Below are 22,805 nucleotides of genomic sequence, written 5' to 3'. Positions count from 1 at the left end.
ATCGCGTTCCCCACCGACTCGAACAGGAGAGCAGGCTCGATGACCCAGTACGTCGCGGCGATCGACCAGGGCACCACGTCGACGCGGTGCATGATCTTCGACCACTCCGGGCGGGTCGTCGCCGTCGACCAGCTCGAGCACCAGCAGATCTTCCCGCGGGCCGGCTGGGTCGAGCACGACGCCGCCGAGATCTGGGGCAACACCCGGCAGGTGTGCGGTGGCGCGCTCGCGCGGGCCGACCTCGACGCCTCGAGCATCGCCGCCGTCGGGATCACCAACCAGCGCGAGACGACCGTCGTCTGGGACCGGGCCACCGGCGAGCCGATCCACAACGCCATCGTCTGGCAGGACACCCGCACCCAGGCGATCTGCGACGAGCTCGGGGCGCTCGGCGGCGGGGCGGAGCGGTACCGGGCCAAGACCGGCCTGCCGCTGGCCACCTACTTCGCCGGCCCGAAGGCGCGCTGGATCCTCGACAACGTCGAGGGCGCGCGCGAGCGGGCCGAGCGCGGCGAGCTGGCGTTCGGGACGATGGACACCTGGGTGCTGTGGAACGCGACCGGCGGCAACGAGGGCGGCCTGCACGTCACCGACCCGACGAACGCCTCGCGCACCCTGCTGATGAACATCGACACCCTGCAGTGGGACCCGGAGCTCTGCGAGGAGATCGGCGTCCCGATGTCGATGCTCCCGGAGATCCGCTCGTCGTCGGAGACCTACGGCCAGATCCGCGCCCGCGGCACGTTCCGCGACGTCCCGGTCTCCGGCATCCTCGGCGACCAGCAGGCCGCGACGTTCGGCCAGGCCTGCCTCGAGGTGGGCGAGGCCAAGAACACCTACGGCACCGGCAACTTCGTCCTGCTCAACACGGGCACGGAGAAGGTCGAGTCGAAGAACGGGCTGCTGACCACGGTCTGCTACAAGATCGGCGACCAGCCGCAGGTGTACGCGCTCGAGGGGTCCATCGCCGTCACCGGGTCGCTGGTGCAGTGGCTCCGCGACAACCTGGGCCTGATCTCGTCGGCGCCCGAGGTGGAGGAGCTCGCGAAGTCGGTCGACGACAACGGTGGCGCCTACATCGTGCCGGCCTTCTCCGGGCTGTTCGCCCCGTACTGGCGCGCGGACGCCCGCGGCGCGATCGTCGGGCTCACCCGCTACGTCAACAAGGGCCACATCGCCCGCGCGGTGCTGGAGGCGACCGCGTTCCAGACCCGCGAGGTCATCGACGCCATGAACGCCGACTCCGGCGTGCCGCTGACGACGCTCAAGGTCGACGGCGGCATGGTCGGCAACGAGGTGCTCATGCAGTTCCAGGCCGACCTGCTCGGCGTGGAGGTGGTCCGCCCGGTGGTCTCGGAGACGACCGCCCTGGGCGCCGCCTACGCCGCGGGCCTCGCCGTCGGGTTCTGGTCCTCCGAGCAGGACATCCGCGACAACTGGGCGCAGGACAAGGTCTGGGAGCCCTCGATGGACCCGACCGAGCGCGACCGCACCTACGAGCAGTGGAAGAAGGCCGTCACGCGGACGTTCGACTGGGCATGATGTGCGCTTCGCGCTCGTGAGCACTTTTCCGTGCTGTGACACGGAAAAGTGCTCACAGCGCGGAGCGCACCTAGTCCAGGTCGTCGTGCTGCATCAGGCGGCGGCCCGCCTCGGTGACCGAGCCCGAGAGCGACGGGTAGATCGAGAACGTGTGGGCGAGGTCGTCCACCGTGAGGTTGTTCTGCACCGCCATGGCGAGCGGGAGCACCAACTCGCTCGCGACCGGGGCCACGATCACCCCGCCGATGACGACGCCGGTCGCCGGCCGGCAGAAGACCTTGACGAAGCCGCGGTCGACGGCCTGCATCTTGGCGCGCGGGTTGGTGCCCAGCGGGAGCAGCACCTCGCGGGCCGCGAACTCGCCGGACTCGACCTGCTGGTGCCCGATCCCGACCGTAGCGACCTCGGGACGGGTGAACACCGCCGAGGCGACCGTCTTGAGCCGCAGCGGCGAGACCCCCTCGCCCAGCGAGTGCCACATCGCGATCCGGCCCTGCATCGCCGCGACCGAGGCGAGCGGGAGCAGCCCGGTGCAGTCCCCGGCGGCGTAGACGCCCGGGATCGAGGTCCGCGAGACCCGGTCGACGGTGATGTGGCCGGTCTCGCGGAGCTCCAGCCCGACCTCGTCGCACCCGAGGTCGCCCGTGTTGGGCACCGAGCCGACCGTCATCAGGGCGTGCGAGCCGGTGACCTCCCGGCCGTCGGAGAGCGTGACGCGCACGCCGTCGGCGGTGGCCACGACCTTGTCGGCCCGCGACCGCGGCTCGATCGTCACGCCCCGCTCGGTGAAGACCTCCTCGAGCGTGGTCGCGGCGTCCGGGTCCTCGTGGGGCAGGACGCGGTCGCGGCTGGAGATCAGCGTGACCGGCACGCCCAGCTCGGAGTACGCGGAGACGAACTCGGCACCCGTGACCCCGGACCCGACGACGACGAGGTGCTCCGGCAGCTCCTCGAGGTCGTAGAGCTGGCGCCAGGTGAGGATGCGCCGCCCGTCCGGGACCGCGTCGGGGAGCACGCGCGGGGAGGCGCCGGTGGCGATGAGGACGACGTCGGCGGTCACCGTCTCGGGGGCGGAGCCGTCCGACGGGGAGATCACGATGTCGTGCGTGGCGCTGGTCTGCGCCGCCGCCCGGAAGCGGCCGCGGCCGTCGACGACCCGGACGCCCGCCCGTTCCAGGGTGGCCCGGATGTCGGAGGACTGGGCGAGCGCGAGGCCCTTCACCCGGCCGTTGACGCGCGGCAGGTCGACGTAGGCCTCGTCGTCGACGTCGATCCCCATGTCGGCGTTGCGGCGGAAGCCCGCCCGCACCCCGGCGGAGGCGATGAAGGTCTTGGAGGGCACGCAGTCGTAGGCGACGCAGTTGCCGCCGACGCTGTCCTCCTCGACGAGGACGACGGAGGCCTCGTGCTGCGCGGCGACCAGGGCCGCCTCGTACCCGGCGGGACCGCCGCCGAGGATCACGATGCGGGTCATGGGTGGGAGGTCCTCCAACGGGTGCTGCGGTGGTGGTGCCCGGGATGCCCGGTCGGTCTCCATCCTGCCCGTCCGGACGGGGCCGTGGGTCGCCCCGGTGGGTCCTCCCGGAGGCCGACACGGCAGCCGGTTGCAGCTCCCGGGTATCGGACGGCCCTGTCCTGGCTACCCTGTGCGCCGTGCCGCTCTACGCCGCGTACGGGTCGAACATGGATCCCGCGCAGATGATGCAACGCGCGCCCCACTCGCCGGTGTCGGGCTCCGGCTGGCTCGAGGGCTGGCGCCTGACGTTCGGTGGCGAGGACTACGGGTGGGAGGGCGCGCTCTCCACCGTCGTCGAGGACCCGTCGTCGCGGGTGTTCGTGGTGCTCTACGACGTGAGCCCGCTCGACGTCGACCAGCTGGACCGCTGGGAGGGCGGCGAGCTCGGCATGCACAAGAAGCTGCGGCTGCGGGTGCAGACCATGGACGGCCCGCAGCTCGCGTGGGTGTACGTCCTCGACGCCTACGAGGGCGGGCTGCCCTCCGCGCGCTACATCGGCGTGCTCTCCGACGCCGCCGAGGCCGCCGGGGCCCCCGACGACTACGTGCAGGCCCTCCGGGAACGCCCCTGCCGGTCGGTGGGCCCCGGCTCCGCCTCGATGTAGGCCTGCTCCCTGACGTCGGAGCTGAGCCGCCCGGTGCGGCCGAGTGCGACATCACGCAGGAATCTCGCGCCCGGAACCTGCGCCACGTCGCACTCGAGGAGCGCCCGGCCCGTCCCGGCACCGTGAGTGCGACGCCGAGCAGGGATCCGGCGTCCGGAGTCTGCGCCGTGTCGCACTCGGCGCGGGCCTACGTGTCGAAGCCCGCCCGGCGCAGCGCATCGGCCATCGCGCCGCCCGCCGCCGGCTGTCGATCGCGGTCACCACCGCGTCGCTTGCCCTGCCCGCCCTTGCCCTGGCCACCCTGCTGCCGACCGCCCCGGCCCTGCCGGTCGCCGCGCGGCGACCCACCGTCGCGACGGGCCTCGCGGCCCTCACCCTCGGCGCCGGGCTCCGCCTCGTCGTCCAGCCGCAGCGTCAGCGAGATGCGCTTGCGGGGCACGTCGACGTCCATCACCTTGACCCGCACGACGTCCCCCGGGCCGACGACCGCACGCGGGTCGGACACGAAGTCCTTGGACATCGCCGAGATGTGCACCAGGCCGTCCTGGTGGACGCCGACGTCGACGAACGCCCCGAACGCGGCCACGTTCGTGACGACGCCCTCGAGCACCATCCCCGACCTCAGGTCGGTGATCTGCTCGACGCCCTCGGCGAAGGTGGCCGTCTCGAAGGCCGGGCGGGGGTCGCGGCCGGGCTTGTCGAGCTCGGCGATGATGTCCGTGACGGTGGGGACGCCGAAGGTGTCGTCGGTGAAGTCAGTCGGATCCAGCCGGCCGAGCAGCGACGAGTTGCCGACCAGGGACGCCACGTCGGTCCCGGTCCGCTCCACGATCCGCCGCACCACCGGGTAGGCCTCGGGGTGGACGCCGGAGCGGTCGAGCGGGTCCGTGGCGTCGGGGATCCGCAGGAAGCCCGCGCACTGCTCGAACGCCTTGGCGCCCAGGCGCGGCACCTTCGTCAGCGCCGCACGGGACGCGAACGGCCCGTGCTCGTCGCGGAACCCGACGATCGTCGTCGCGAGACCCGTCGAGATGCCGGAGACCCGGCGCAGCAGCGGGGCGGAGGCGGTGTTCACGTCGACGCCGACCGCGTTCACGCAGTCCTCCACCACGCCGTCGAGCGAGCGCGAGAGCAGCGTCCCGGACACGTCGTGCTGGTACTGCCCCACCCCGATCGACTTCGGGTCGATCTTCACCAGCTCGGCCAGCGGGTCCTGCAGGCGGCGGGCGATGGAGACGGCCCCGCGGATCGAGACGTCGAGATCGGGCAGTTCCTTCGACGCCTCCTCCGACGCCGAGTACACCGACGCCCCGGCCTCGGAGACCATCGCCGGGATCAGCCCGGGCTGCGCCTTCGCCAGCTCGACGGCGAGCTTGTGGGTCTCCCGGCTCGCGGTGCCGTTGCCGATCGCGACCAGCTCGACCCCGTGCTCCCGCGCCAGCCGGCCGAGGGTGGCCAGCGAGGCGTCCCACTGGTTGCGCGGCACGTGCGGGTAGATCGTCTCGAACGCGACGACCTTGCCCGTGCCGTCGACGACGGCGACCTTCACACCCGTGCGCAGGCCCGGGTCGAGCCCCATGGTCGGGCGGGCGCCGGCGGGTGCGGCGAGCAGGAGGTCGCGCAGGTTGCCGGCGAAGACCCCGACAGCGCCCTCCTCCGCCACCTCGCGGAGCCGTACTCGCAGGTCGACCGCGAGCCGCGACGAGATGCGGGTCCGCCACGCCCAGCGCGCCACCCCGAGCAGCCAGGCGTCCGCCGGCCGTCCGTGGTCGGCGATGCCCGCCACGGACGCGATGCGGCCCTCGTAGGCGGAGGTGTCGCCGTCGTCGTCGGCCGAGCACGGGTCGAAGGTGAGCTGCAGGACCTCCTCGGTCTCGCCACGCAGCAGGGCGAGGATCCGGTGGGAGGGGAGCCGGGGGAACGGCTCGTCGAAGGCGAAGTAGTCGGAGAACTTCGCCGCGGCCTGGTCGTCCGCCTTGCCCTCGCGCACGACCGCGGTGAGCCGGCCGCGGGTCCACATGCGCTCGCGGAGCTCGCCCACGAGGTCGGCGTCCTCCGCGAGCCGCTCGACCAGGATCGCGCGGGCGCCCTCGAGCGCGGCGTCGGCGTCGGCCACGCCCTTCTCCGGGTCGACGAACGCGGCCGCCGCGGCCTGCGGCGACACGGTGGGGTCGCCCAGCAGCCCGTCGGCCAGCGGCTCCAGCCCGGCCTCGCGGGCGATCATGGCCTTGGTGCGGCGCTTGGGCTTGTAGGGCAGGTAGACGTCCTCGAGCCGGCTCTTCGTCTCCGCCGCGAGCAGCTGCGCGTGCAACTCCTCGGTGAGCTTCCCCTGCTCGCGGACGGACTCCACGACCGCCGTGCGCCGGTCCTCGAGCTCCCGCAGGTAGCCCAGGCGCTCGTCGAGCGTGCGCAGCTGGGCGTCGTCGAGGCCGCCGGTGGCCTCCTTGCGGTACCGCGCGACGAACGGGACGGTCGCCCCGCCGTCGAGCAGCTCGATCGCGGCACGGACCTGACCCTCGCCGACCTCCAGCTCGGAGGCGATGCGGCTCGGGACGGGCGGGAGCGTGGCGGGCACGGACGTCGTCACGGCAGTCATGGTGCAACACCGGACCGACAGCCTCCGCCGGACCCGGCGGCCGTCGTCGGGACCGCTCTGTGGCAGCGGCTCAGCGACCTCGACGACACGGCCCGGTCGACCCGCGGACGACCAGGTCGCTGCCCAGCACCACCGGCTCCACCGGCAGGCTGGGGCGCAGCACCATCTCCGCGGCCCGGCGTCCCTTCTCCCGGTGCGGCTGGCGCACCGTGGTCAGGGGTGGCCTGCCGGTGGCCGCGGCCGGGACGTCGTCGAACCCGACGACGGAGACGTCCCCGGGGACCGACAGCTCGGCGGCCGCCAGGGCGTCGAGCGCCCCGGCGGCGAGTTCGTCGCTCATCGCGAGCAGGGCGGTGGGGCGCGGACGGCCGGCGAGCAGGGCCGACGTGGCGCGACGGCCGGCGTCCCGCCCGTAGGGGGCCCGCTCCTCGATCGCGGTGTCCTCCCAGGGCAGCCCCGCCTCCTCGACGGCGCGGCGGTACCCGGCCAGGCGCCTGCGCGTCGCGTGGTACTGCACGCCCGCCTGCCGTGGCGCGGAGGGCGCGCCCTCCCACCCGTCGCCGAGCATCGGCATCGGCACGATCCCGAGCCGGGTGTGCCCGAGGTCGAGGAGGTGCCGGGCCGCGGCGTACGCCCCGGCCTCGTCGTCGATGCCCACGTGCCCGGCCCCGTCGAACCGCGGCCCGTCGACGATGACGAACGGGAGACCTCGCTCCCGGATCACCCCGAAGGTCCGGTCGTCGGGGAAGTCGCAGTAGCAGACGACGCCGTCCACGAGCGCGACGCGGGCGGCCGCACTGCGTCGGCCGGGGACCATGACCAGTGCCAGTCCCTCGCGCTCGCAGACCTCGGCGACGCCCTCCATGAACAGGGCGGCCGCGGGGTCGCTGAACGCGAACGACACCGGCTCCCCGATCACGACGCCGAGCGCGGCGACACGACCGCGCGCGAGCGTGGCGGCCAGCGGGTCCGGCCCGGCGTACCCGAGGTCGCGCGCCGTCGCCAGGATGCGCGTCCGCAGCTGCGCGCTCAGCCGCTCCGGATGGTTGTAGGCGTTCGAGACGGTGGCCCGCGAGACCCCCAGGGCCGAGGCCACCGTCGCGAGGGTCACCCGGCGGGTGCCGTCGGTCGTCACGTCGTCAGTGTCCTCTCCGCGGACACCGGAGCGGCCGCGAAGTGAACCGGTTCAAGCAGCCTGGGGCTGCTCCGGCGAAACCCCTTGCCGTCGCTCGCTTTGAACCGGTTTAGTAGGCGTGTCGGAGGGAGTGGACATGCTGTGGTGGACCCATCGCCGGGCGGCACGGGACCTCGAGGCCCGGCGGACACGCATCCGGGCCCGGATCGAGTGCCTCGAGCTCGAACGGTGCGAGCTGCTGGCCGACGACCGGATCCCGGCACGCAAGCGCCGGCTGGACGCCGTCACCGGGGCGCGCGACGACCTCCTGGCCGAGCTGGGCGCCCTGGAGTAGGCGCGCTCAGCCCTCCAACGAGAGCAGCGCCGCCTGCACCATGGTCCGCACGCCGACCGGCAGCGCCCGCTCGTCGAGGCGGAACGTCGGCTGGTGGATGTCGGACTGCGGGCCCTCGCCCGACCAGACACCCAGCCGGCCCATCGCGCCGGGGACGTGCTCGAGGTACCAGCCGAAGTCCTCGCCGCCGGAGGACTGCTCGGTGTCGGTCGCGGCGCCGGGCCCGACCGCCCGCTCGGCGGCCCGGGCCAGCAGGTCGGCCGAGACGGCGTCGTTGACGACCGGCGGCACCCCGCGGCGGTGCTCCAGGACGTAGCCGACCCCGGTGGGCGCGAGCAGCGCCGTCACCAGCTGGCGCACCAGGGGCTCGAGCTCGTTCCACGTCGCGTGCTGGGCGGTGCGCAGGGTCCCGGAGAGGGTGCCGACCTCGGGGACGGCGTTGGCCGCGTGCCCCGCGTCGACCTGGCCCCAGACCAGGACCGTGCCCGAGCGCGGGTCGATCCGGCGCGAGAGCAGGTCGGGCAGGCCGGTGATGACGGTGCCGAGCGCGTGCACCAGATCGGCGGTGAGGTGCGGGCGCGAGGTGTGCCCGCCCGGCGAGGTGAGGCGCAGCTCGAGCATGTCGCAGGCCGAGGTGATCGGACCGACGCGCGTCCCGACGCGCCCGACCTCCAGCCGCGGGTCGCAGTGCAGCGCGAAGATGCGGTCGACGTCGGTCAGGCCGTCCGCGGCGATCACCTCGAGCGCTCCGCCGGGCTGGACCTCCTCGGCGGGCTGGAACACCAGCCGCACCCGGCCCGGCAGCCGGTCGGCCACCGACGCGAGGGCGACGCCCGCGCCGAGCAGGACGGCCGTGTGCGCGTCGTGCCCGCACATGTGGGCGATGCCCGGGGTGCGCGAGGCGAACGGCAGGTCGGAGTGCTCGTGCAGCGGGAGGGCGTCCATGTCGGCGCGCAGCGCGACCGTCCGCGAGCCGGACCCGACGTCGCAGATCAGCCCGGTGCCGGGCAGGAGGCGGGGCCGGAGCCCGGCGGAGCGGAGCACCTCGGCGCACAGCTCGGTGGTCATCCGCTCGGCACGGGCCAGCTCGGGGTGGGCGTGGATCGCGCGGCGCCAGCCGATCACGTCCGCGGTGTGGTCGGCGAGCCACGTGTCCAGCCACTCCGGGCCGCTACCGGCCCCGAGGTCGACCGCGCTCGGGTCGTCCGGCCGGGTCTGCAGCAGCGTCACCGTCTCCACCTCCTCGGGCGCGGGCAGTACGGCCCGCGACTGGTGAGCACCAGCATGCATCGCCCGGACGGCCCCCCGGGCTCGCTCGGACGCAGTGGCGCCGAGGGGTCGCGACGATGCTGTCAGTGGCGGAGGTCTCCCCGCGGCTGCGAGACGAACGGACGGTTCCCGCAGGTCACCGGGTCAGCGGTACGCGGGAAGGGTGTCCCGGCGGACGAACGGTCGGGCCGGCCGGGGTGGGTGGGGCGGGGGTCACCGTCGGGTGGGACGCCATCATGGAGGGGTGAGTCCCCGCCCCGCCGACACCCGCCGCCTGGTCGGGCGGTACCGCCTGGACTCCGAGCTGGGTCGCGGCGCCATGGGCACGGTGTGGTCGGCCTACGACGAGGTGCTGCACCGCCCGGTGGCGGTCAAGGAGGTGCGGCTCTCCCTCGTCCCGGTCTCCGAGCGGGCGATCGTCCGTGAGCGCACGCTGCGCGAGGCCCGCGCGACCGCGATGCTCAGCCACCCCAACGTCGTGACCCTCTACGACGTCGTGGAGGTCAACGCCGAGCCCTACGTCGTCATGGAGCTGCTGCCCTCGCGCAGCCTCGCCTCCTACATCGGCGAGCGCGGCACGCTCACCCCGTCCGAGACCGCCGAGATCGGGTCGGCCGTGGCGTCCGCCCTGATGACCGCGCACCGCGCCGGGATCACCCACCGCGACGTGAAGCCCGGCAACGTCCTGATCGGCACCGACGGCCAGATCAAGCTGACCGACTTCGGCATCGCGCGCAACGCCGCCGAGTCGTCGATGACGCAGACCGGCACGGTGCTCGGCTCGCCGCCCTACATCGCGCCCGAGGTGGCGATGGGTCGCGCGGTCGGACCACCGGCCGACCTGTGGGGCCTCGGCGCGACGCTGTACGCCTGCCTGGAGGGCCGGCCGCCCTACGACGCGGGCGACCCGGTGTCGACGGTCTCCGCGGTCGTGCACGGGGAGGTCCCGCGGCCGTCCGGGCACGGGCCGGTCCAGGACGTCGTCCGTGGGCTGATGGTCAAGGACCCGACGCTGCGGATGCCGCTGCCGGCCGTCCGGCGCCGCCTGCGCCCGCTCATGTCCGACCCGGAGGGCCCGCTGCTCTCCGCTCCCCCGTCGCCGGCCACCACGGAGTTCCGGCTCCCGTCACCGCCCTCCCGTGCCGACGCTCCGGGCGACCGCTCCGGGCTCATCCCGGTCGGCCGGAGCGGCACGCTGGTCGACGGCGAGGTCGCGGGGGACGCCCCCGGCCCGTCGCCGCGCACCGCGCCCATGGCGGCACCCGGACGCACCCCCGACGACGCGGCGGAGCCGTCGGCGGACCCGGCGCCGCCCGCCGACGGGACGCCGGGGAGCGGAGCGGAGCCGGCACGCGGAACGCCCGACACGCCCGGCACCCCGGACGCGTCAGACACGCCGGGTACGCCGGCCACCGCGCCCGCCTCCCCGGACACGGCGTCTGCCGGAACGGACACCGCCGACGAGCCGGACGCCCCCGAGGAGGCCTCGGACGACGCGGCCGCGGCGCCCGAGGTCGGGCCGGACGAGGCGGCGGCCCTCGACGAGGGGGACGCCCCCGAGGAGGCCCCCGGGGGCAGCGCGCAGGCGCCCGCCTTCGGCAGCGGGGCGGGCACGGCCGGTGCGACGGCCGACCCGGCCGCGGACGACGAGGCCGCGGAGCCGGCGGCCGACGACGAGGGTGACGACGACGGCTCACCGGCCGCCGGCAGCGCGGCGGCCGGGGCCGCGGCGGTGGCAGGTGCGGCGGTAGCGGGTGCGGCGGTGGCGGGTGCGGCGTCCCGCTCCGCGACCTCGGACGACGACCGGTCGGCGGCCGCCGACCCCGCCGACCCTGACGACGACCCCGGCGGCTCCGACGACTCCGGCGACGCCCGCGGCGAAGGGGAAACAACCGCCGAGCCGACGCCGGCCGACGGGGACCCGGGCGCCGAGGCCGACGGCAGCACGGCGCCCGAGCGGGACGCCGGGTCGGACGACGACGCGGAGCCGGCCGGGAGCACGACGCCCGACGACGCCGCGACGCCGGACGGCGACGACGGCGCACGGTCCGACAGCGCCGCCGAGCCGGACGGCGACGTCGAGCCCGCCGGGAGCACGTCGCCCGACGACGCCGCGCCACCCGACGCCGACGCGAAGGCCGACGGCGGGAGCGCCGCCGGCAGCGGCCCCGTCCGCACCACGACCCCGCCCGGGGGAACGCCCGGCGGCGGCACCCCCCGCGCGACGCCGCCGGGCGGGAGCCCCCGCCCGACGCCGTCGGGCGGGATGCCCGTGCCCGCGCCCGCGGCGTCCGAGACCACCATGGTCAACCCCCGGGTCGCGCCGCGCCGCGGGCCGACGACGCCCGGGCCGTGGCCCACCCCGGCCCCGCCCGGGCGCCGCCCGCCGTTCCCCGCCGGCGGACCCCGGCCGGGCGGCGGGCCGCAGGCCCTCGCCGCCGACCCCGGCCCGCTCCCGTTCGCGCCGTCCCGACCGGGCGGCCCGTCGGCGGACCAGCAGCGACGCCGCCGCATCGCGGTCGTGGCGCTGGTGGTCGCGCTCGCCCTGGCCGGTCTGGTCGGCGGCTACGCACTGACGCGTCTGCTGGGGGGCCAGGCGCCGTTCTCGATCTCCCTGGCGCCGGAGGGCCCGGTGGTCGACGGGGTGCGGCTGGTGACCCACTCCGACGACAACGCGCGCTACAGCGGCACCGGGATGGGGTTCACCGCGCTGGTCCCGAGCACGTGGCAGCAGTTCCGGCTGCAGGAGCCGGGTGGCGACATCGTCGTGCGCTACGTCTCCGACGACGCCGAGCGCGAGCTGCGGGTCGACCGGCTGGTCCGGTTCTACCCGGCGCAGAACGCGGCCGACTACGCCCGGCTGCTGGCCGACCCGGCCCGGGTGGGCGCGGACGCGGTGCGGGTCGAGCCGCTGACGACGGTCGCCCCCGCCCGGCCCGGCGCCTCCGAGGCGGTGCAGCAGACGGTCTACCGGGCCCGCACGGGGGCCACCGACGACCGCACCACCTGGACCCGCCTGGTCCCGTCCGGCGCCGACCTGTGGGTGGTCCGCATGACCGCGCCCAGCCTCGCCGCCGGCGGCACCCCGGAGCAGTTCGCGGCGGTCGCCGACAGCTTCCTCCCGCCGGTCTGATCTCCTGCTCCCGATGGACGCCGCCGCGCACGCCGCCGAAGAACTCGCCCGCCGGACGGGCGTCGCCCGCCACGACGTCGCCGTCGTCCTCGGCTCCGGCTGGGGACCCGCCGCCGACGGCATCGGCGAGCCGCTCGCCGAGATCCCGGTGGCCGAGCTCCCGGGCTTCACCCCGCCCGGCGCCCCGGACCACCGCGGGATGGCCCGCTCCGTGCCGGTCGCGGGCGGGCACGCGCTGGTCCTGCTCGGGCGCACGCACCTCTACGAGGGCCACGGCGAGGCGCAGGCCGTGCACGCGGTGCGTACCGCCTGCGCCGCCGGCGCGTCCACGGTGGTCCTCACCAACGCCGCCGGCGGCATCGACCCGTCCTACGCCGTCGGGCAGCCGGTGCTGATCTCGGACCACCTCAACCTGACCGGGCGCTCGCCCCTGGTCGGACCGGCGTTCGTCGACCTCACGGACGCCTACGACCCGGACCTGCGCGCCGCCGCCCGCGCGCTCGACCCGACCCTCGTCGAGGGCGTCTACGCCGGCCTGCCCGGCCCGCACTTCGAGACCCCGGCCGAGATCCGGATGCTGCGCACCCTGGGCGCGGACCTGGTCGGCATGTCCACGGTGCTGGAGACGATCGCGGCGCGGGCGGCCGGGGCACGGGTGGCGGGCATCGCCCTCGTGAGCAACCCCGCCGCCGGGACGACCACCGACAAAGTCGACCACCTGGCGGTCCTCGACGCCGTGCACGCCGCAGCGGCCCGCACCGGCGAGCTGCTCCGCGGCCTCGTCGCCGCCGCCCTCGCATGAGCCGGCTCCTCGTCGTCCACCACACGCCCTCACCGGCGTGCCAGGAGCTCCTGGAGGCGGTCCTGGCCGGCGCCGGGACCGAGGAGCTGCCCGGTCCCGTGGAGGTCGTGACGCGGCCGGCCCTCACCGCGGGCGCCGCGGACGTCCTCACCGCCGATGCCGTGGTCCTCGGCACCCCGGCCAACATCGGGACGATGTCCGGGGCGCTCAAGCACTTCTTCGACCAGGTGTACTACCCCGTCATGCAGGACACCGCTGGACTGCACTTCGGGCTCTGGGTGCACGGCGGCGACGACACCGCGGGCGCGGTCCGCGACGTCCTGCGCATCACCGGCGGCCTGGGCTGGGAGCAGGCGGCGGAGGTCCTGACGACGACCGGTCGGCTCACCGCCCCCGACCGTGAGGCCGCGTGGGAGCTCGGGGCGACGCTCGCCCTCGCCTCCCTCGACGGGGAATGAGCGGCGCCGTCCCGGCGGTTGCCCGGAGCATGACGTCGCGTGCCGTGCAGTACTCCCGCTACGGCGGGCCGGAGGTCCTCGAGATCGTCGAGCGGGACAACCCGCAGCCCGGCGTCGGGCAGGTCCGCCTGGCGGTCCGCGCCGCCTCGGTCAACCCGGCCGACTGGAAGATGCGCTCCGGCATGTTCGCGCGGACCGACGCCCCGGAGCACGCGATCATCCCCGGCTTCGACGTCGCCGGGGTCGTCGAAGCCGTCGGCTCCGGGGTGACGACGCCGGGGGTGGGCGACGAGGTCCTCGGCGGCGCGTCCGGCGGCGCCTACGCGGAGAAGGCCGTCGCCGACGCGTCGGCCGTCGTGGCCAAGCCGGCCTCGATGAGCTGGGAGGTCGCGGGATCGCTCGGCGTGATCGTGTCGACCACCTACCGCGTGCTCGCGCTCCTCGACCTCCGGCCGGGTGCGACCCTGGTGGTCCACGGCGCGTCGGGCGGGGTCGGGATGATCGCCGCGCAGGTGGCGGCGTCCCGCGGCATCACGGTGGTCGGCACCGCGAGCGAGGCCCACCAGGACGACGTGCGCTCGCTCGGCGTCACGCCCGTCGTGTACGGCGAGGGGCTCGTGGAGCGGGTCCGGTCGGTGACCGACCGGGTCGACGCCGTGTTCGACACCGCGGGCAAGGGCTCGCTGGCCGATCTCGTCGAGCTGGCCGGCTCCGCCGAGCGCGTGATCACGATCGCGCACCCGGACGCCGGCACGCACGGGGTCCGCTTCTCCGGCGGCGGCAGCGGCGACCCCGAGATCGAGGGTGCGCTCGCCGAGGCCACCGGGCGCATCGCCGCCGGGTTCTGGCGCGCGCCCGCCGTCACGACCTACCCGCTGGAGCAGGCGGCGCAGGCCCAGGAGGACAACCGCACCGGGGCGGTCAGCGGGAAGCTCGTGCTCACCCCCTGAGACGGAGCGCGGCGTCGTAGAGGTCGTTCGTCGCCACGCCGTACGCGGCGCCGACCTCGCGCGCCGCGTGCTTGAGGCGCTGCCCGCCCTCGACGAGGGCGAGCACCTCCTCGGCGAGCTCGTCGGGGTCCGGGGCCGTCCGGACGGCGGGTGCGAGGACCACGGTGATCTCGCCCAGCACCGCGCCCTCGGGCGCCGCCCACGCCGCGAGCTCCGCGAGCGTGCCGCGCAGGACCTCCTCGTGCGTCTTGGTCAGCTCCCGGCACACCGCGGCCCGCCGGTCGGCGCCGAGCACCTCCACCGCCGTCCCGAGGAGCGACCCGAGCCGCCGCGGGGACTCGAAGAAGACGGTGGTGCGCTGCTCGGTCGCGAGCGCGGTCAGCCATGAGCGGCGTTCGCCGGGCTTCCGGGGGGCGAACCCCTCGAAGCAGAAGCGGTCGGTGGGCAGCCCGGAGACCGCGAGCGCCGTGAGCACCGCGGACGGCCCGGGCAGGCAGCGCACGAGCACCCCGGCCCCGATCGCGGCGTCCACGAGCCGGTACCCGGGGTCGGAGACGGACGGCATCCCGGCGTCGGTCACGACGAGCACGGTCGCCCCGCCGAGGAGCTCCTCGACCAGCCGCGGGATGCGCGTCTGCTCGACGTCCTCGTAGAAGCTGACCTTGTGGCCGGCGACGGTCACCCCGAGCGCGGAGGCCAGCCGCCCCAGTCGCCGGGTGTCCTCGCTCGCGACCACGTCCGCGGTCGCGAGGGCCTCGCGGAGCCGCTCCGAGGCATCACCCGGGTTGCCGAGCGGCGTGGCGGCGAGGAGGAGGACACCGTCGGGCACGGGACCCGAGGGTAGGCGCCGCGAGCGTCAGGTCCGGTCCGGGGCGTCCAGGTCGATCGTGGCGCCGAGGGCGAGCTCCGCGGTCCCCCGGTGCTCCGCCCGCACGCGGTAGGACCCGCCGTCGAGCACGAGCTCGGTGAGGACGACGGGCGGCCCGGGTTCGACCAGCAGGTAGTGCGCGATCCCGACCTCCGCGTACTCGGCGAGCTTCGCGACCCGGTCCGTCCGGCGGCTCCCGGGCGACTGCACCTCGACCGCGAGCAGGACGTCGGCGGGGTCCTGGCGCGTGCGGTGGTCGGCGGTCGCCGTCCGGATGACGACGACGTCGGGGGCGCGGACGGTCGGGGTGGGCCCACCCTCGATGAGGACGTCGAGTTCCGGGACCGCGCACCACTCGGGCGGGAGGGCGGCCGCCAGAGCGTTCATGACGAGGACCGCGACGCGCTGGTGGCGGGCCGAGGGTCGGCTCCAGACCATCAGCACCCCCTCCAGCAGCTCGACCTTCGCGGGCAGCCCCTCCGGCAGGGCGTCCCACTCCTCGAGTCCGATCGGGTGCGGCGGCAACGCACGGACGAGTGCTTCGGCGCTCATCGGCTCCCACCTCCTTCGATGACGCAGAGCGTCCCACGGTTCCCACGAGTTCGGATCGGCTTCGCACCGACGTACGATCAGCTCCCGTGACGGCCGGCAGCACGCTCGAGAAGCCGACCACGCCCGCCGTCGGGACCGCGGACCCGCGGGGCGTGCTCGCTCCCGGGCCGCGAGGTGTGGAGAGCCTGCTCGGGCGGCCGATGCCGACCGACCGGCTGCGCGGGTGGCTGGTCGCGCTCGTGGTCACGCTGGTCGGCGGGGTGGTGCGGTTCTGGAACCTCGGCTGGCCGACCGACAACGGCACCCCGGTCTTCGACGAGAAGCACTACGTGCCGCAGACCTGGCAGGTCCTGCGCAACGGCGGCTACGAGGACAACCCCGGCTACGAGCTCGTCGTGCACCCGCCGCTGTCCAAGCAGCTCATGGCGGTCGGGCAGTGGGTGTTCGGGTACGACCCGGTGGGCTGGCGGGTGGTCAGCGCCCTCGCCGGCACGCTGTGCGTGCTGCTCGTCGTCCGGATCGCGCGGCGCCTGACGCGCTCGACCCTGCTCGGGGCGGTCGCGGGGGTCCTGCTGATCTGCGACGGGCTCTCCCAGGTCTCCAGCCGGGTCGGGATGATCGACGTCTACCCGACGCTGTTCGTGCTGGCCGCCTTCGCGGCGATCCTGGTCGACCGCGACGACGTCCGTGCCCGCCTCGCGACCGTGGTCGCGGAGGGTCGCGTCCTCGACACGCCGTTCGGCCCGCGGCTCGGCGTGCGCTGGTGGCGGTTCGTCGCCGGGCTGTGCATCGGGCTGGCCCTGGCGAGCAAGTGGTCGGGCCTCTACTACATCGTCTTCCTCGGCGCCCTGATGATCGGGCTCGACGTCGCCGCGCGGCGGGCGGCCGGGGTCGCGCGGCCGTGGGTCGGCACGCTGGTGCGCGACGTGCCGCCCCTGGCCTGGGCGTTCGCCGTCGTGCCGATCCTGGTCTACCTCGCGAGCTGGCTGCCGTGGATCGCCTCGGAGACCGGCACGGACCGCCACGTGGCGGAGGCCAAGGGCGACGCGGTCGGGCTCTACGCGCTGCTGCCGGAGTGGGCGCCGGACTGGTTCCGCGGCATGGCGTACTACTCGTCCAAGGTGCTGGAGTTCCACGCGACGCTCTCGACGCCCCGCGGCAACCCGCACCCGTGGGAGTCGAAGCCCTGGTCGTGGCCGATGGGGCTGCGGCCGATGCTCTACTACTACGAGTCGGGGGCGAACGCGCCGGGCTGCAGTTCCGATGACTGCGTCGGTGCGGTCATGGCGATCGGCACCCCGGCGATCTGGTGGCTCGCCTTCCCGGTGCTGGGCTGGAGCCTCTGGCGGGTGATCACGCGGCGCGACTGGCGCTACGCGGTGGTCCTCGTCGGGTACGGCGCCGGCATCCTGCCGTGGTTCACCGACCTCGACCGGCAGATGTACTTCTTCTACATGACGCCGGTGATCCCGTTCCTGGTCCTGGCGCTGGTGCTCGTCCTGGGCGAGCTCCTCGGACGGCGCACGGCCGGACCCGAACGGCGCTCGACGGGGCGGATGGTCGTCGCGCTCTACGTCGGGGTCGTCGTCGCGAACTTCGCATGGCTCTGGCCGATCCTCGTCGGCGCCTCGATCACCGCGGCGCGGTGGAACGCGGAGCTGTGGCTGCCGTCCTGGCGCTGACGGCGAACCGCGCGCCGGTCGGGTCCTCCAGCACGGCCTTCCCGTCCTCCTTCCCGACGACGAGTCCTCCCGCGGCCTCGGTAGCCGCCGCGGCCGCGGCGACGTCGGCGACCGGGAAGTGCACGAGCCAGTGCGGCAGCGCGTGGCCGGCGAACACCACGGCACCGAACGCGTCGCCTCCGCGGTGCAGCGTGGTGGTGCCCGGCTCGTCGGTGGGCTCGTGGGTCCAGCCGAGGACGGTGCCGTAGAAGGTCTTCGTCTGACCGGGCTCCGCGGAGGCGGCCTCCACCCAGGGCACGGGTGCCGCGTGCTCGTCGGACTCCCAGACACCGAACGGTGCGCCGCCCGCGTCGATCGCGACGACGACCAGGCCGCCCCGCCCGTCGTCGTCGGGACCGTGCAGGACCTGTCCGCCGGCCTCCTCGATCGCCTCGGCCGTCCCGGCCGCGTCGTCGACGGCCACGTACGTCGTCCACCCCGGCGGAGCGCCCTCCGGCCCGCCGAGCCCCGCCACCCGGCGGCCGTCGGAGAGCGCGACGGCCTCGTGGTGCGCGGCGCCGTCGTCGGTGAACGTCCACCCGCACACCGCGGCGTAGAAGCCCCGCCCGGCGCCCGCGGTGAGGTCCGCCCAGCGCGGCAGCCCGTCGGTCATGTCCTCGAGTGTGACCCACGACACGAGGCGCTGCAGGCTGCCTTGTTAGAACACTCGTTATAGTAACGGACGTTCTAGGAACGGAGATCGACGTGAACGCTGCCCCCGTCGTCTCGGTGGCCCCGGTATCCCTGCCGGCGCCCGACCGAGGCCACGACCTCGACGTCCGTGTGTCCGCGCCCGTGATCGGCACGGACCTGCCGGTGGTCCTGTTCTCGCACGGCTTCGGATCGTCGCTGCGGGGCTACGGCCCCCTGACCGACTCCTGGGCGGCGCACGGGTTCGTCGTCGTGCAACCGACCCACCTCGACTCGCGCGCCCTCGCCGTCACCTCGTCGGCCTCGCCGTGGCGCTCGCGGGCCGACGACCTGCGCCGGATCCTCGACGACCTCGCCGTCCTCGTGCGCGCCGTGCCCGGCCTCGAGGACCGGGTCGACACGGGCCGGATCGGCGTCGCCGGGCACTCCTTCGGCGGGCAGACCGCCGGGCTCCTGCTCGGGCTGCGCGTCTCCGACCCCGACGGCGTCCCGGGCCCGGACCTCTCCGACGCCCGGGTGCAGGTCGGGGTCCTCCTCGCGACCGCCGGGCGCGGCGGCGACTCCCTCGCGCCCGGGATGATCGAGCGCATGCCGTGGCTGAACCCGACGTTCGAGGGGCTGACGACGCCGACGCTGGTCGTCGTCGGGGACGCGGACCGCAGCCCGTTGACCGTCCGCGGGCCGGAGTGGATGACGGATCCCTATCGGCTGAGCCCGGGGGCGACGGACCTGCTCACGGTCGTCGGCGGCGAGCACTCGCTCGGCGGCGTCCCCGGCTACGAGGCGGCCGAGACGACCGACGAGGACCCGGCCCGGGTGGCCGTCGTCCAGCGGCTGACGGGGGCGTACCTGCGTAGCGCGCTCGTGCCGGGCGACGACGCGTGGGCGAGGACCCGACAGTCCGTCGACCCGGCGCTCGTCCGGCTCGAGTCCCGCGTCCCGGAGCGGGCGTAGCCGGTGGTCGGGCGCCCCGTCGACCACCGCCGGCGGGCGGAGCTGCTCGACGCCGCCGTCGACCACGCGTCGCGGGAGGTGTTCGCCGAGCTCTCGTTCCGCTCGGTGGCGGCCGCCCTCGGGGTCTCGACGACGACCCTCGTGCACCATTTCGGGACGAAGGACCGGCTGCTGGAGAGCATCCTCGAGCGCCTCCGCGAACGGCTCGTGGCGGCGTCGGAGCAGATCGCCGGCGAGCACCCGGACCTGGCGACGGCGGCCCGGGCGTTCTGGGCCTGGAGCTCCGACGACGCGCAGTGGCCGTCGCTGCGGCTCTTCTTCGCGGTCTACGGGCACGCCGTCCAGTCGCCCGGGACCTACGGCGGGTTCCTGGAGACGGTGGGCGCCGACTGGATCGGGGTGCTCGTCGCGGCGCAGGGGCCCGCCGTCGATCCGACCGTCGCGAGCGGCCGCGCGACCGTCGTCGTCGCCACGATCCGCGGGCTGCTGCTCGACGTCCTCGCCACCGACGAGCGGGAGCGCGTGGAGGCCGCGGCGGAGACGTTCCTGGCGTTCGTGGCGACCCTCGACCCCGGAGACGGGACGACCCCCGCCGGGAGGCCCGGCGGGGGTCGGTGATCCTGCGTGGAGCTGAGGGGAATCGAACCCCTGACCTACTCGATGCGAACGAGTCGCGCTACCAACTGCGCCACAGCCCCAACGACCGTGAACTCTACGCCACGGCTCCCGGTGTGCGATCAGCGGGTGTACACCCCGGTGGGGACCGCGTGATACCCCTTCGCACCGATCGTCCGGGCGAGGTCGGAGCGGGGGTCACCGTCGTCGAGGGCCCGCCGGGCCGCCGTCACGAAGTCGTGCCGCGGGACCCAGCCGAGCTCGGCGCGGGCGCGGGTGTTGTCGTAGACCCGGTCCAGCCGGGGCAGCAGGGCCCAGCCGCGCTCGTCGAAGGCCCGGGTCTCGTCGGGGAAGTGTGCCCGGACGACGGCGGGTGCGTCGGCGCCCAGGGCCGCGGCCTCGTCGGGGGTGAACGGCGTGGTCGCGCTGACGACGTACCGCGCGAACCCGAGACGCGGGGCCTGCGCGGCGGCCCGGAGGTGGACGTCGACCACGTCCTCGACGTCCACCCGCCGGTACAGGTACTCCTGCGCCTTGAGCGCCGCGTCGACGAACCCGGCCCGGCGGTCGGCGTCGTCGTCGGCCTCGGGGAAGAAGCGGGAGGTGCGCAGCACCACCACCGGCAGCCCGTCGCCCGCCGCGAGCTCGGCGAGGTCCTCGGCCGCGGTCTTGGTGGCGCCGTAGACGTTGCGGACCCGGTGCGGCACGTCCTCGGTGACCCAGACCGCCGGCCCGCCCGGCTCCGGCGACAGCACCCGCCCGAAGGCGCTCGTCGAGGACGTGACGACGACGCTGCGGGCCCCGGCGTCGCGCGCGGCCTCGAGGACCGCGAGCGTCCCGCTGACGTTGGTGTCGACGAAGGCCTGGCGGGGGTGCGAGCCGACGTGCGGCTTGTGCAGCGTCGCGGTGTGCAGCACGTGGTCGACCCCGGCGCACGCCGCGCCGAGCGCGGCCCGGTCGGTGATCGAGGCGCGGACGTCGGTCCACGGGGACGCGAGGAGGTCGAGGCCGACGACCTCGTCCCCCTGCTCGCGCAGGACCCGGACCAGGGCCTCTCCGAGGTGGCCGGCGGCGCCGGTGACGAGGAAGCGGGTCACGGTCGCGAATCCTGCCGCCGGGCGGCGCCCGCCGCTGCCGTCGGGGGAGAGCAGCAGCGTCGGACGTCCGCCCGGCGGCGGGTCTCAGGCGCCCCGGCGGTAGGCGTGGACGCGCCGGGCGTCCTCGAGGTCGGCCAGGTCGCAGAACGCGGGGTCGTCCTCCGTGTCGCCGACGAGCTCGGTGCCCTCGGGCACCGCGGGCGCCGGCGTCCGGGGGGCGATCCAGCGGGGCTCGGGGACGTCCGGGGCGTCGTCGAGGTCGTCGTCCTCGTCGCCGCGCCGGGCCTCCGGCAGGTCCGGGACCTCGTGCTCGCCGGACTCGTAGCGACCCCACGCCTGCACGGCGGCGAGGCGCTCCTCGTGCTCGGCCTGCCGCTCGCGGCGGGCCTCGATCGCCCGGCGCTCCCCGGAGAGGCGGGCGGCCCGGCGACGGCGGAGCTCGTCCTCGATGCGGGTCTGGCGGCGCAGGAAGACCAGGTAGCCGCCGAGGCCGACGACGGTGGCGGCGAACAGCCACCACAGCGACGGCGAGACCACGATCGCGGCCAGCGCGGCGAGCACCGCCACGGCGATCAGCCCGAGCGCGACCCGCTGCCGGAACGCGTAGCGAGCGTGCGCCGCCGCCTCGGCCGCCTCGGCGTCGAACCCGCCGCGCCCGGGCCGGTAGGTCCGCGGGCGGTGCCCGGGCTCCGGCTCGGCGTCCGCGAGCTCGTCGTCGTACCCGTCGTCGTCGCGGTCGTCGTACCCGTCGTCGTACTCGTCGTCGTACTCGTCGTCGGTCGCGTCCGGGGCGCGGCGGGCGCGGTCGAGGACGCGGCCCTCCGGCGCGACCTCCACGTCCTCCACGTCCTCCGCTGCCCCGGGCACGACCTCGTCCGTGGTGCTGGTCATCGTGACCTCCTCATCCCCCGTCGCCCCGCCCGCCCCGGCGCCCGACGTCCGCTCCGGCCGGGTGAGCACCCGCGCGCTCAGATCGGCGTCGGCCGGGCGCGGCACCATCTGCCGCCGCCGGGCCACGACGGGCACGAGCACCGCGAGCCACGCGACCACCAGCGCGGCGAAGACCAACGAACTCGGCACCGTCCACCTCCCCGACCCGTCCTCCAGCCGATCGCCACGCTAGTCACACGCGTCCCATCCGCCTCGCAGTTCCGACGGCGTGTCGTGTGCGAACCGTGACCATCACCCTCCAGTGAGGGACGCGCCGCGCCGGGCCGACACCCCGGTGACCACTCGACGGGATGGCGAAACCCGACACCTGCTCGGCCATGTGGGTGGTCAAGTGCCGGTCGAGCGTCGTGACCGGCCGTCAGGGGCGCAGGTCAGGCGCGCTCGGCCCGCCCGGCGCGCAGCAGCCGGCCCACGAGACCGTCCGGGAGGACGTCCTCGGCGGTCACCGCGAGCACCACGTGGTCGCGCCAGTCGCCGTCGACCTCGAGGTAGCGCTTGAGCAGCCCCTCCTCGCGGAAGCCGAGCTTCGCGAGCACACGCAGGCTGGCGACGTTCTCCGGCCGCACCGTCGCCTCGACGCGGTGCAGCCCCACGCGGGAGAAGCAGTGGTCGACCGCGAGGGCCACCGCCGCCGTCGTCGCCCCCCGGCCCGCGTACTGCTCGGCGACCCAGTAGCCGACGTAGGCCGACAGCAGCGGTTCCCGGACGATGTTGCCGACGACCACCTGGCCGGCGAAGCGCCCGTCGACGGTCAGCGCGTAGGGCAGCGCGGTGCCGGCACGCCCCATCGCCCGCAACGTGCCCCAGCGCCCCGGCCACTCGACGAGCGCGTTGTGGTCGGACCAGCGGCCGGGCGGCATCGGCTCCCACGGCGTCAGGTAGGCCTCGTCGCGCAGCCGCAGCCGCGACCACTCCCGCCCGTCGGTGAACCGCACCGGGCGCAGGGTCACCACGCCGGCGGGCACCCGCAACGCGCGCAACCGGTCGGGCCACCCGGGGTGGCGGCCGGTGGGCCGGGCCCCTCCCCAGATCGGCGATCCCACGCCGTCAGTGTGC

At 75.3% G+C, this 22,805-nt stretch carries 20 protein-coding genes and 1 tRNA gene; 10 read left to right on the top strand and 11 right to left on the bottom strand.

Annotated features, from left to right (window positions below):
* Window positions 1-39: 39 nt before the first annotated feature.
* On the top strand, window positions 40-1,542 hold the full coding sequence (gene glpK / locus WCD74_RS25465; RefSeq protein WP_337697706.1) for a glycerol kinase GlpK: 1,503 nt from the start codon (window positions 40-42) through the stop codon (window positions 1,540-1,542).
* A gap of 70 nt (window positions 1,543-1,612) precedes the next feature.
* On the opposite strand, the gene WCD74_RS25460 is transcribed toward glpK, so the two are convergent.
* Window positions 1,613-3,016, bottom strand: coding sequence for an NAD(P)H-quinone dehydrogenase (locus WCD74_RS25460; RefSeq protein WP_337697705.1), 1,404 nt, complete (start codon window positions 3,014-3,016; stop codon window positions 1,613-1,615).
* A gap of 179 nt (window positions 3,017-3,195) precedes the next feature.
* Here WCD74_RS25460 and WCD74_RS25455 point away from each other — a divergent pair, with 179 nt between their 5' ends.
* Window positions 3,196-3,663 carry a gamma-glutamylcyclotransferase family protein gene (locus tag WCD74_RS25455; protein WP_337697704.1) on the top strand — a complete coding sequence of 156 codons (468 nt, stop codon included), beginning with the start codon at window positions 3,196-3,198 and terminating at the stop codon, window positions 3,661-3,663.
* 187 nt (window positions 3,664-3,850) lie between these two features.
* On the opposite strand, the gene WCD74_RS25450 is transcribed toward WCD74_RS25455, so the two are convergent.
* Complete coding sequence (locus tag WCD74_RS25450; protein ID WP_373696129.1) at window positions 3,851-6,259, bottom strand: Tex family protein; 2,409 nt, start codon at window positions 6,257-6,259, stop codon at window positions 3,851-3,853.
* 70 nt (window positions 6,260-6,329) lie between these two features.
* Window positions 6,330-7,394 (bottom strand): LacI family DNA-binding transcriptional regulator, encoded by a 1,065-nt coding sequence (locus WCD74_RS25445; protein ID WP_337697702.1) that lies wholly within the window; start codon window positions 7,392-7,394, stop codon window positions 6,330-6,332.
* 136 nt (window positions 7,395-7,530) lie between these two features.
* On the opposite strand from WCD74_RS25445, the gene WCD74_RS25440 reads away from it, so the two are divergent.
* Window positions 7,531-7,728 (top strand): hypothetical protein, encoded by a 198-nt coding sequence (locus WCD74_RS25440; protein ID WP_337697701.1) that lies wholly within the window; start codon window positions 7,531-7,533, stop codon window positions 7,726-7,728.
* 6 nt (window positions 7,729-7,734) lie between these two features.
* Here WCD74_RS25440 and WCD74_RS25435 read toward each other — a convergent pair whose 3' ends face one another.
* On the bottom strand, window positions 7,735-9,018 hold the full coding sequence (locus tag WCD74_RS25435) for an amidohydrolase (protein WP_373696128.1): 1,284 nt from the start codon (window positions 9,016-9,018) through the stop codon (window positions 7,735-7,737).
* A gap of 223 nt (window positions 9,019-9,241) precedes the next feature.
* Here WCD74_RS25435 and WCD74_RS25430 point away from each other — a divergent pair, with 223 nt between their 5' ends.
* The 4 genes from WCD74_RS25430 to WCD74_RS25415 are packed head-to-tail and all read left to right on the top strand — an operon-like array spanning window position 9,242 to window position 14,340.
* Complete coding sequence (locus tag WCD74_RS25430) at window positions 9,242-12,130, top strand: serine/threonine-protein kinase (protein WP_337697699.1); 2,889 nt, start codon at window positions 9,242-9,244, stop codon at window positions 12,128-12,130.
* Between the two features lie 13 nt (window positions 12,131-12,143).
* Window positions 12,144-12,932 carry a purine-nucleoside phosphorylase gene (locus tag WCD74_RS25425; protein WP_337697698.1) on the top strand — a complete coding sequence of 263 codons (789 nt, stop codon included), beginning with the start codon at window positions 12,144-12,146 and terminating at the stop codon, window positions 12,930-12,932.
* Window positions 12,929-13,390, top strand: coding sequence for a flavodoxin family protein (locus WCD74_RS25420; RefSeq protein ID WP_337697697.1), 462 nt, complete (start codon window positions 12,929-12,931; stop codon window positions 13,388-13,390). Before WCD74_RS25425 ends, WCD74_RS25420 begins: the two co-directional genes overlap by 4 nt.
* 29 nt (window positions 13,391-13,419) lie before the next feature.
* Window positions 13,420-14,340, top strand: a complete 921-nt coding sequence (locus WCD74_RS25415; protein ID WP_337697696.1) for an NADP-dependent oxidoreductase — start codon at window positions 13,420-13,422, stop codon at window positions 14,338-14,340.
* Here the strand turns inward: WCD74_RS25415 and rsmI are convergent.
* Entirely contained in the window at window positions 14,330-15,169 is an 840-nt protein-coding gene (gene rsmI / locus WCD74_RS25410) for a 16S rRNA (cytidine(1402)-2'-O)-methyltransferase (RefSeq protein ID WP_337697695.1), read from the bottom strand. The two genes, WCD74_RS25415 and rsmI, sit on opposite strands and share 11 nt — an antisense overlap.
* A 27-nt stretch (window positions 15,170-15,196) precedes the next feature.
* The gene (locus tag WCD74_RS25405; protein WP_337697694.1) at window positions 15,197-15,760 is read right to left on the bottom strand and encodes a Uma2 family endonuclease; all 564 of its coding nucleotides are present in this window, start codon (window positions 15,758-15,760) and stop codon (window positions 15,197-15,199) included.
* 86 nt (window positions 15,761-15,846) lie between these two features.
* Here WCD74_RS25405 and WCD74_RS25400 point away from each other — a divergent pair, with 86 nt between their 5' ends.
* On the top strand, window positions 15,847-17,442 hold the full coding sequence (locus WCD74_RS25400) for a dolichyl-phosphate-mannose--protein mannosyltransferase (protein WP_373696127.1): 1,596 nt from the start codon (window positions 15,847-15,849) through the stop codon (window positions 17,440-17,442).
* On the opposite strand, the gene WCD74_RS25395 is transcribed toward WCD74_RS25400, so the two are convergent.
* Window positions 17,393-18,094, bottom strand: a complete 702-nt coding sequence (locus tag WCD74_RS25395) for a VOC family protein (protein ID WP_337697693.1) — start codon at window positions 18,092-18,094, stop codon at window positions 17,393-17,395. The two genes, WCD74_RS25400 and WCD74_RS25395, sit on opposite strands and share 50 nt — an antisense overlap.
* Before the next feature lie 92 nt (window positions 18,095-18,186).
* On the opposite strand from WCD74_RS25395, the gene WCD74_RS25390 reads away from it, so the two are divergent.
* Window positions 18,187-19,086 carry an alpha/beta hydrolase family protein gene (locus tag WCD74_RS25390; protein WP_337697692.1) on the top strand — a complete coding sequence of 300 codons (900 nt, stop codon included), beginning with the start codon at window positions 18,187-18,189 and terminating at the stop codon, window positions 19,084-19,086.
* A gap of 3 nt (window positions 19,087-19,089) precedes the next feature.
* On the top strand, window positions 19,090-19,704 hold the full coding sequence (locus WCD74_RS25385; RefSeq protein WP_337697691.1) for a TetR/AcrR family transcriptional regulator: 615 nt from the start codon (window positions 19,090-19,092) through the stop codon (window positions 19,702-19,704).
* A gap of 7 nt (window positions 19,705-19,711) precedes the next feature.
* Here WCD74_RS25385 and WCD74_RS25380 read toward each other — a convergent pair.
* The 4 genes from WCD74_RS25380 to WCD74_RS25365 all read right to left on the bottom strand — a co-directional run bounded on the left by WCD74_RS25380 (window position 19,712) and on the right by WCD74_RS25365 (window position 22,792).
* Window positions 19,712-19,784 (bottom strand) — tRNA-Ala (locus WCD74_RS25380).
* Between the two features lie 39 nt (window positions 19,785-19,823).
* A complete protein-coding gene (locus WCD74_RS25375) occupies window positions 19,824-20,798 on the bottom strand; it encodes an NAD-dependent epimerase/dehydratase family protein (protein ID WP_337697690.1) in 975 nt (324 codons plus the stop codon).
* Window positions 20,799-20,882: 84 nt separating this feature from the next.
* Window positions 20,883-21,878 (bottom strand): divisome protein SepX/GlpR, encoded by a 996-nt coding sequence (gene sepX / locus WCD74_RS25370; RefSeq protein ID WP_337697689.1) that lies wholly within the window; start codon window positions 21,876-21,878, stop codon window positions 20,883-20,885.
* 242 nt (window positions 21,879-22,120) lie between these two features.
* Window positions 22,121-22,792 (bottom strand): GNAT family N-acetyltransferase, encoded by a 672-nt coding sequence (locus WCD74_RS25365; protein ID WP_337697688.1) that lies wholly within the window; start codon window positions 22,790-22,792, stop codon window positions 22,121-22,123.
* Between the last annotated feature and the right edge of the window lie 13 nt (window positions 22,793-22,805).

It is taken from the genome of Actinomycetospora aurantiaca, assembly GCF_037401875.1.
Taxonomy (GTDB): domain Bacteria; phylum Actinomycetota; class Actinomycetes; order Mycobacteriales; family Pseudonocardiaceae; genus Actinomycetospora; species Actinomycetospora aurantiaca.
This window is presented reverse-complemented; position numbering and strand designations above follow the sequence as displayed.

Coding starts and splice junctions, on each gene's coding strand:
- glpK (WP_337697706.1), top strand. CDS start 40: ATGACCCAGTACGTCGCGGCGATCGACCAGGGCACCACGTCGACGCGG.
- WCD74_RS25460 (WP_337697705.1), bottom strand. CDS start 3,016: ATGACCCGCATCGTGATCCTCGGCGGCGGTCCCGCCGGGTACGAGGCG.
- WCD74_RS25450 (WP_373696129.1), bottom strand. CDS start 6,259: ATGACTGCCGTGACGACGTCCGTGCCCGCCACGCTCCCGCCCGTCCCG.
- WCD74_RS25440 (WP_337697701.1), top strand. CDS start 7,531: ATGCTGTGGTGGACCCATCGCCGGGCGGCACGGGACCTCGAGGCCCGG.
- WCD74_RS25435 (WP_373696128.1), bottom strand. CDS start 9,018: ATGCATGCTGGTGCTCACCAGTCGCGGGCCGTACTGCCCGCGCCCGAG.
- WCD74_RS25425 (WP_337697698.1), top strand. CDS start 12,144: ATGGACGCCGCCGCGCACGCCGCCGAAGAACTCGCCCGCCGGACGGGC.
- WCD74_RS25420 (WP_337697697.1), top strand. CDS start 12,929: ATGAGCCGGCTCCTCGTCGTCCACCACACGCCCTCACCGGCGTGCCAG.
- WCD74_RS25415 (WP_337697696.1), top strand. CDS start 13,420: ATGACGTCGCGTGCCGTGCAGTACTCCCGCTACGGCGGGCCGGAGGTC.
- WCD74_RS25405 (WP_337697694.1), bottom strand. CDS start 15,760: ATGAGCGCCGAAGCACTCGTCCGTGCGTTGCCGCCGCACCCGATCGGA.
- WCD74_RS25395 (WP_337697693.1), bottom strand. CDS start 18,094: ATGACCGACGGGCTGCCGCGCTGGGCGGACCTCACCGCGGGCGCCGGG.